General features: G+C 62.1%; 10 protein-coding genes. 7 read left to right on the top strand and 3 right to left on the bottom strand.

The window, feature by feature from the left end; all coding sequences use genetic code 11:
- Window positions 1-872: LysR family transcriptional regulator (locus tag B7L71_RS15540; protein ID WP_139790153.1), on the bottom strand; the 872-nt coding region annotated here is incomplete at its 3' end.
- A 109-nt stretch (window positions 873-981) separates the two neighbouring features.
- Between B7L71_RS15540 and B7L71_RS15545 the strand changes: the two genes are divergently transcribed.
- The gene (locus B7L71_RS15545; protein ID WP_081139030.1) at window positions 982-1,845 is read left to right on the top strand and encodes a cation diffusion facilitator family transporter; all 864 of its coding nucleotides are present in this window, start codon (window positions 982-984) and stop codon (window positions 1,843-1,845) included.
- A 100-nt stretch (window positions 1,846-1,945) separates the two neighbouring features.
- Window positions 1,946-2,215 (top strand): hypothetical protein, encoded by a 270-nt coding sequence (locus B7L71_RS15550; protein WP_081139031.1) that lies wholly within the window; start codon window positions 1,946-1,948, stop codon window positions 2,213-2,215.
- A gap of 47 nt (window positions 2,216-2,262) precedes the next feature.
- On the opposite strand, the gene B7L71_RS15555 is transcribed toward B7L71_RS15550, so the two are convergent.
- Window positions 2,263-2,448 (bottom strand): DUF3008 family protein, encoded by a 186-nt coding sequence (locus tag B7L71_RS15555; protein ID WP_081139033.1) that lies wholly within the window; start codon window positions 2,446-2,448, stop codon window positions 2,263-2,265.
- Window positions 2,449-2,553: 105 nt separating this feature from the next.
- Between B7L71_RS15555 and ybaK the strand changes: the two genes are divergently transcribed.
- The 5 genes from ybaK (at window position 2,554) to B7L71_RS15580 (ending at window position 7,364) form a co-directional block, all read left to right on the top strand.
- Window positions 2,554-3,021, top strand: coding sequence for a Cys-tRNA(Pro) deacylase (ybaK, locus tag B7L71_RS15560; RefSeq protein ID WP_081139034.1), 468 nt, complete (start codon window positions 2,554-2,556; stop codon window positions 3,019-3,021).
- A 267-nt stretch (window positions 3,022-3,288) separates the two neighbouring features.
- Window positions 3,289-4,686: an ATP-dependent RNA helicase DbpA gene (dbpA, locus tag B7L71_RS15565; protein ID WP_081139036.1), complete on the top strand. Its 1,398-nt coding sequence runs from the start codon at window positions 3,289-3,291 to the stop codon at window positions 4,684-4,686.
- A 20-nt stretch (window positions 4,687-4,706) separates the two neighbouring features.
- Window positions 4,707-5,564 (top strand): PA4780 family RIO1-like protein kinase, encoded by an 858-nt coding sequence (locus B7L71_RS15570; RefSeq protein WP_081139037.1) that lies wholly within the window; start codon window positions 4,707-4,709, stop codon window positions 5,562-5,564.
- Window positions 5,565-5,727: 163 nt separating this feature from the next.
- A complete protein-coding gene (locus B7L71_RS17920; protein ID WP_283160418.1) occupies window positions 5,728-6,297 on the top strand; it encodes an AbrB family transcriptional regulator in 570 nt (189 codons plus the stop codon).
- A gap of 59 nt (window positions 6,298-6,356) precedes the next feature.
- Window positions 6,357-7,364, top strand: a complete 1,008-nt coding sequence (locus B7L71_RS15580; RefSeq protein WP_016916398.1) for a zinc-dependent alcohol dehydrogenase family protein — start codon at window positions 6,357-6,359, stop codon at window positions 7,362-7,364.
- Between the two features lie 156 nt (window positions 7,365-7,520).
- Here the strand turns inward: B7L71_RS15580 and B7L71_RS15585 are convergent, their stop codons facing one another.
- Entirely contained in the window at window positions 7,521-7,784 is a 264-nt protein-coding gene (locus tag B7L71_RS15585; RefSeq protein WP_016916399.1) for a hypothetical protein, read from the bottom strand.
- Window positions 7,785-8,027: the final 243 nt, after the last annotated feature.

The raw sequence follows: 8,027 nt of genomic DNA on the forward strand, positions 1-8,027 counted from the left end.
TATAACTCGGTCGCGCTCAGAAAACGCGTAACGCTGGTCAATAGCGCGGTGGCTACCACGCCAAGGCTTTCTCCCTCCACGTAGCGGTAGTAGTGGCTCTCCAGCGCCAGGTCATGATTGAGCGCGCAGAGCTGGCCGCTGGCCAATGCTTCTTTGACCAACGGGTAGGGCAGGAGTGCCCAGCCGGTGCCGTTGATCGCCGCATCACGGATCACCTCGAACATCGTCAACCCCAGGTAGTTGGTCGAAAACAGCGCTTCGCTGACCAGCCTGTCGCCCTGGTCGAAGGTCAGGCACACCTGCGTGTACTGGGCCAGATCATCTCGGGTGACGCTGGGCAGGCGGCTGAGCGGGTGATCGGGAGCGGCCACCAGACTCATGCTGACCGGTGCCAAGTGATTGGCCTTCACCGTGGTGCCCTCGGCGGTATACAGGCCGAAAGCGATGTCCACGGTTTGGCGCACCACGAACTGCGGGTGCTCTTGCGGGGGCAGCAGGTACACCGAAATGGCGGTCAGCGGGTAGCGCTGCTTCAGTTCGTGCATGACCTGACGCCAGAAGGCTTCGGGCAGCGCATCGTCGCGGGCAATGCACAGCTGGCTCTCGACGCCTTGCAAATGCTGCTGGCAATGCTTCTTGATCCGGCTGGCACTGGTCAGCAGGCGGTAGCAGTCCGGCAGCACGCTTTCGCCCACCGCCGTGAGCTGCAGGCTGTTGCCCGAGCGTTCGAACAGCGCCACCCCCAGGCTATCTTCCAGGGCGTTCACGGCCGCACTGAGCGTGCTGCGTTTCATGCCGGTATGCCGAGCCGCCGCCGCAAAGGAGCCGTGTTCGGTCACTTCGATAAACGCTTCCACCTGTTCTGCGCGCATGATGTTGCCTTCCTGGGTGCCAATAATATTGGCGCTGAGCGATTGGTTTAACGTGGCAGGTCTCCCTATGATACCCCGCGCTATCCCTACTTTTCATGGAGCAATTCGCGTGACCCCCTTCATCGCAGAGCGCCGTGCGCTCAGATTTTCCGCCATTTCTGCCAGTCTGTTCGCGTTTACCGGCCTGGCGCTCGGCCTGGCCAGTGGCTCGATCACGATACTCTTCGACAGCGGCTATTCGCTATTAAGTTTAGTGCTGGCCTCGCTGTCGCTGTTTGCCCTTCAGCAGGCGCGCAAGCCCGCTGATGATCACTACCCCTTTGGGCGGCTAACGGTAGAGCCGTTGGCAGTGCTGCTCAAAGGCGTGGTGAATGCCCTGGTCTGCCTGTTTTCGCTGGTCTCGGCGCTGTGGAGCCTGGTTCAGGGAGGCCGCCTGGTGACCCTGGACCTGGCTCTGATCTTTGGTGTGGTCAACGTCACGGGGTGTCTGGTGACGTGGTGGTGGCTGGCGCGTCATGCGCGGGTTGCCAAGTCTTCGCTATTGAATGCCGAGCTTCGTCAGTGGCAGATGGATACCTGGCTGAGTGCCGCCGTGATGCTGGGGTTCGTGCTGACCTGGGGGCTGACGTTGACGCCCTGGGCGCATCTGGCACGGTTCGCCGACCCGGTCATGGTGCTGATTATCGCGGGCTATTTCTTGCCCATGCCGATTCGCATGGTCAAGGATGCCTTGCGTGAACTGATGTTCGGTGAGCCCGTGGGCAGCGTTCGTCAGGAAGTGATTCAGGAAGTGGCGGATTTCGATATTGCCGACGACGATGTGCGCCTGGCCCAGGTGGGCAGTTTCCTGATGGTGGATATCCAACTGGACAAGCAGCAGATCGATGACGCCGAAGAGATCGTGGAAAGCGTCGAGCAGCACTGCAAGCAGCGTAATTTGCGCCCGGTCATGAGCATTACACTGGTGACCTGAGCCCGCATCAAAAAAGATTGACGGTGGCGCTGGGCGAGTGGTATTTAGCGCTACCGACAACTGGTGTCGGTTTATCACTGCTTGTGAGGGTTGTAAAAACATGCCATTGCGCCGCTGTTTGCCCGTACTGCTGGCTACCGTCCTGGTGGTTGGCTGTGCCAGTAATACCGTTGCCCCCCGTTACACCACGGATAACCCGGACGTCATGCGTATCGGTGGTGAGCGCCCCGTCAGCGCTGACCCGCGCACGGAAGATGCCGGCTCCTACTGCCTGGAAACCACCGAGCGCTGGAACGAGCATGGCCGCACGCCGGATGGCCAGACGCTATGGGCCAAGGATACCCTGCGTCGCGTGGTGCCTTGCCCCTGAGCGAAAGCACCTAAAGCCTCGCGCCAGCCTTCGAGCTGGCGCGGTACTCACTCTTCGCGCTTTTGTGGCTTCCCCTTGCGTGGCGTGCCCGCCATCTCTTCCAGCTCGGCTTCACTCATGTCGTCGTACATCTCTTTCGATGCGCCATAGAGCCCACCGGGTTTGCTTTCCCCGCGTTTGGCGGAAAGGGCAGCGCCCGCCGCCTTTTGCTGTGCTTTTGAGGTGGCCTTCATGGTCAGACTCCTTTCTGTCGGTTGACTTCCAAAGCGTTGGCACGCTATTAAGTTTGGCAGTAGACGATGAGATGTCCACCGCCACGTTCAACTCACGAGACTTCCATGACCCCGGCCATCAATAGTGCACGGCAAGCAGGCATTGCCTTTCAGGTACACGACTATCCACATGATGCAGCGGCCACGTCCTATGGCCTGGAAGCCGCCGAAAAGCTGGGTGTTTCACCGGCACAAGTGTTCAAGACGCTGGTGGTCAGCCTGGATGGCAAGCAGCTGGCCGTGGGGATCGTACCGGTCGATTGCCAGCTGGGGCTGAAGCAGATTGCCAAGGCCGCAGGGGCCAAGAAGGCGGCGATGGCAGCGCCGGAAGCAGTGGAGCGCAGCACCGGTTACGTGCTGGGCGGCGTCAGCCCGCTGGGCCAGAAAAAGCGTTTACCCACCTTCATCGATGCCTCTGCAAAGGCGTGGCCCACGCTGTATGTCAGTGCCGGGCGCCGCGGGCTGGAGATCGAGCTCTCCCCCGATGACCTGGCGGCCTTGAGCCAAGGGCAATTCGCGGCGCTCTCCGCCTAGGCTTTGTACGAAAACTGCCTACGCTCGCCCATACGGCGTTAAAAATCGGCTCGTGCGCGAGTCCGATCAAAGTACTCATTTACACCTTGTAAACTCCGTCTTTTCGCCGATTTTTGCCTTGTCTGGCCATCGCTCGCCGACTTTTCGTACAAAGCCTGACGCCATGCCAAGGGCGGCCTGCTCCCAGTCAGGCAGGGCAGGGCGCTTTCTGGTATGGTGCTTCATATTATCGAATCGCTAGGCCTTATGCCCCTTCAGGAATTTCTTGTGTCAGATACCTCTTTTGCATCTCTTGCGCTGTCGCCTGCGCTGCTTGCTACGCTGGACTCCCTTGGCTATCACCAGATGACGCCGGTTCAGGCGCAGAGCCTGCCGCCCATGCTGGCGGGCCGCGACGTGATGGCCCAGGCCAAGACCGGCTCGGGCAAGACCGCCGCGTTTGGCCTGGCGCTGCTCTCTCAGCTCCGGGTGGATGCGTTCAGCGTGCAGGGGCTGGTGCTGTGCCCGACCCGGGAGCTGGCAGACCAGGTAGCCGAAGAGCTGCGCCGTCTGGCGCGCGGCATGGCCAACGTGAAAGTGCTGACGCTGTGTGGTGGCGCGGCCTTTGGCCCGCAACTGGCCTCCCTGGAGCACGGTGCGCATATCGTGGTGGGCACGCCGGGGCGCATTGACGAGCACTTGCGCAGAGGCTCGCTGACGCTGGGGTCTTTGACGACCCTGGTGCTGGACGAAGCCGACCGCATGCTCGATATGGGCTTTCAAGCCACCATCGACGACATCATTGCCGACACGCCTGCCGACCGCCAGACGCTGCTGTTCAGCGCCACCTTCCCGGACGAGCAGTCGACCGAAGGTTTGGCCATCATGACACGGGGCGTCATGCGCGACCCGGTCAGCGTCAAGGTGGAAGAGACCCACGATGCCACCACCATCGAGCAGCACTTCTACGCCGTGGCCAACGACGACGCACGCTTTGCGGCGCTGAAACAGCTGCTGCTGGCCACCCGTCCCACCACCAGCGTGGTGTTCTGCAACACCAAGCGCGAAACCCAGGCGGTGGCCGACAGTCTGGTCGATGCGGGTTTCAGTGCGGTGGCCCTGCACGGCGACCTGGAGCAGAAGGATCGTGATCGGCTGCTGGTGCTGTTCGCCAACCAGAGTGCGTCGATTCTGGTTGCCACGGACGTGGCCGCCCGTGGGCTGGACATCGCCCAGCTGGATGCCGTCTTCAACTACCAGATCGCCCGCGAGCTGGAGGTTCATGTTCACCGGGTCGGGCGCATCGGGCGTGCCGGTGCCAGCGGTATCGCCTGCACGCTGGTGACCCCGCAGGAGCAGTATCGCCTCGAACGCCTTGCGGTGCTGCTGGGCGAGCCGCTGACCCCCGAGCCGCTGCCCAAGGCGTCCGACAGCACTCCGTTCGAGCCACCCATGGCCACGCTACAGTTGGCAGGTGGCAAGAAAGACAAGCTGCGCCCCGGCGACATTCTGGGCGCCTTGACCAGTGAAGGCGGCCTGCGGGGGGATCAGGTGGGCAAGATCAAGGTACTGGCCCGCAGCGCTTACGTGGCGGTGGAGCGCGGTGCCGTTCAACGCGCCCAGGCCAAGCTGGAGCGGGATAAACTCAAGGGGCGTGCTTTCCGAGTGCGCCGCATTCGTCACTAACAGGATCAGCGCAGCAAGCCATGAAAACACCCAAACGATTACAGCCCCTGGTCGACGATGGCCTGATCGATGAGGTGCTGATGCAGTTGATGAGCGGCAAGGAAGCGCAGGTGTACGTCGTACGCTGTGGTGACGAGACGCGCTGCGCCAAGGTCTTCAAGGAGGCCAAGCAGCGCAGCTTCAAGCAGGCGGTGCAGTATCAGGAAGGGCGCAAGGAGCGCAATAGCCGCCGCGCGCGAGCCATGGCCAAGAAGACCCGCTACGGTCAGAAAGAGCAGGAGCAGGCGTGGCTCACCGCCGAGGTGGACGCACTGTATCGGCTGGCCGCTGCCGACGTGCGTGTTCCCAAGCCCTATGGCTTCGTGGATGGCGTGCTGCTGATGGAGATGATCACCGACGCCGCAGGCGACGTGGCCCCGCGCCTTGACGATGTCACCCTGACCCACGAGCAGGCGCTGCGCTATCACGCCAAAGTGATCCAGGACGTGGTGCGTATGCTGTGTGCCGGTCTCATCCACGGCGATTTATCCGAGTTCAACGTGCTGGTGGATGCCGACGGCCCGGTCATCATCGACCTGCCCCAGGCGGTGGATGCCGCAGGTAACAACAGCGCCGCCGCCATGCTCGAGCGCGACGTCAACAACATGCGCGCCTATTTTGGCCGCTTTGCCCCGGAGCTGCTGGACACCCACTACGGCAAGGAGATGTGGGCGCTCTATGAGTCCGGCGAGCTGCACCCCGAAAGCCAGCTGACCGGCCACTTCGAGTTCGACAGCCACATTGCCAACGTGGCAGAGCTGATGGAAGTCATCGACGACGCCAAGGAAGAAGAAGCCGAACGCCTGGCGCGCCTGCGCGGTGATGACGACGAAGACTAGCCGCCGATATCGTGTACACTAGGCTATCCATTAGCAGGGTAACGACATGCGCGGGTGTCGGCGGCCAGTCGCCGGTGCTTGAGTAGGTCACGTTTCAGGGAGGGGCGCGTGAAGGGAAGTCGTTTCAGTGCAGCAAGTGTCAGAGCGCTGGCCGTGTCGCTGGGTGCGCATCCCCAGCTCGGCGCTGCTGACTCCCTTGCTCATGGCCGCCCTGCTGTCGGGGCTTGACCTGGCCAGCCTGGCGCTGCCCCAGTGGGGCATGAACCTGATGCTGTGGGTGCTGGGCAGTGCCATTGGCTCGCGTTTCCAGGGCATGACCCGCCGGTTGTTGGGCCGCTACCTGTGGCAATCGGGCGTGGCGACCCTGCTGGCCCTGATGGCCCTGGCGGTATTCGCCGAACTCATTGTGCGGCAGGCGGTGTGCCGCGCCCATGCCGATACGTTCGTTCATGATCTGGTCGACCCGCCGGGGCGCCGGAGCCTGGATGCCCATGTGGGCAAGCGGGGCGTCAAGCTCTCCGGGGGCCAGCGTCAGCGCATCGCCATTGCCCATCGGCTTTCGACCATTGCCATGCTGGATCGCTTGATCGTGGTGGATGAAGGCCGCTTGGTAGAAAGCGGCACCCATCAGGAACTGCTGGCTCGCAACGGTATTTACGCCGGCCTGTGGCAGCGCCAGTCGGGCGGTTTTTTGGGCAATGACCTTGATTCTGAACAGGCGACCCCCATGTAGCCGTAGAGAGTCAATACTAGACCGGTCGCCTATTTTTGGCGCATGCAAAGGAGATAGTGATGCAAGCCATACAGCTACGCGCCCCCGGTGGGCTGGACCACCTCGATGTCGTCGACCTCGCTGCGCCCGGCGAGCCCGGCCCCGGCGAGATCAAGGTGCGCCTGCACGCCAGCTCGCTGAACTTCCATGACTATGCCGTGGTGGCGGGGATGATTCCTGCCGCTGATGGCCGTATCCCCATGTCGGATGGGGCCGGGGTCGTGGAGGCCGTGGGCGAGGGAGTAGAGGAGTTTGCCGTCGGTGATGCAGTGGTCTCGACGTTCTTCCCCGATTGGCTGGAAGGCCCCGCACGGGTGGGCGATTTTGCCACCACACCCGGCGACGGCGTCGATGGCTATGCCCGTGAGCAGGTGGTGCGCCCGGCCAACTGGTTCACCCACCAGCCGAAGGGTTACAGTCATGCCGAGTCCGCCACGCTGACCACGGCGGGGTTGACCGCCTGGCGCTCACTGGTGGTAGACGGCGGGCTGAAAGCGGGCGATAGCGTGCTGGTGCTGGGCACCGGTGGCGTCTCCATCTTTGCTCTACAGTTTGCCAGGCTGATGGGCGCTCGGGTCATCGCCACCTCGTCGTCCGATGCCAAGCTGGAGCGCCTGCGTGAACTGGGCGCCGAGCACACCATCAACTACCGTGACACGCCGGAGTGGGGCAAGCGCGTGCTGGAGTTGACCCACGGTGAAGGGGTCGATCACGTGGTAGAAGTCGGTGGGCCGGGCACCTTGCCGCAATCCATCGACGCCGTGAAAATCGGCGGGCACATTTCGCTGATCGGCGTGCTGACCGGCCGTGAAGGCGAGGTGCCCACGGCAAAGCTGATGGCCAAGCAGGCACGTTTGCAGGGGCTGATCGTGGGCAGCCGCCGCCATCAGATGGAGATGATCAAGGCGATCGAGGCAGCCAATCTGAAGCCGGTGATCGACCGGGAGTTTGCGCTGGCCGATATCGCGGACGCGTTTCGTCATCAGGAGTCTGGCAAGCACTTCGGTAAAATCTGCCTCAGCTATTGATCGGGTGACCGCTTGATCGAAGGCAAAGTGATCGAACCGGAGCAGATCGAGCCCGTGTCAGATAGCGACAAGCACAACGCCCGCCACTACGGCGGGCGTTGGTGGCGGGCGTTGTGTTTCATGCCAGCGAAAAGGGAATGACGCTGAACGGGCTCGCTACGCTTTGCAGCTGAATACCACGCCCTTGACCTCGAGCTCCCAGATATCATCGTAGGGCACGGTGACACCATCTATATCCCCGGGGTCACCGGTGCTGTTCTTGATGAAGGTCTCCGGGATCACTTTTACCCCCGTCATACCCACGTGCTGTATGCGCGCGCTGAACCGATTACCGTCCTGTTCGATCAGCACCCGCTCCCCAGCAATGCACTTCGCAAGCTTCTCGTGTAGTTCTTCCCTGGTGACGTCAACCACGCTCATCGTTGCCTCCTGCGCATCGCTCATCAATGTATTGGCCTTATCCTAACGACTTTATTCTAGACGATAAGTTCGGCTATCTGCGTGGTCGTACGTGGGGCATGCTAATCTTGATCTACTTTACCGGCGCGAGGCGCGATATGGATCAAGGCCCGACAAATGTAGCGCCAGCTCCGTGACGTTCGACAAGCCCATCATCGTCGTGGCCGAGGAGAAACCCTGGGGAACGCACTATCGCATTCGTGC

Origin of the sequence: Halomonas sp. BC2 (assembly GCF_002078115.1) — a bacterium.
Lineage (GTDB): Bacteria > Pseudomonadota > Gammaproteobacteria > Pseudomonadales > Halomonadaceae > Vreelandella > Vreelandella stevensii.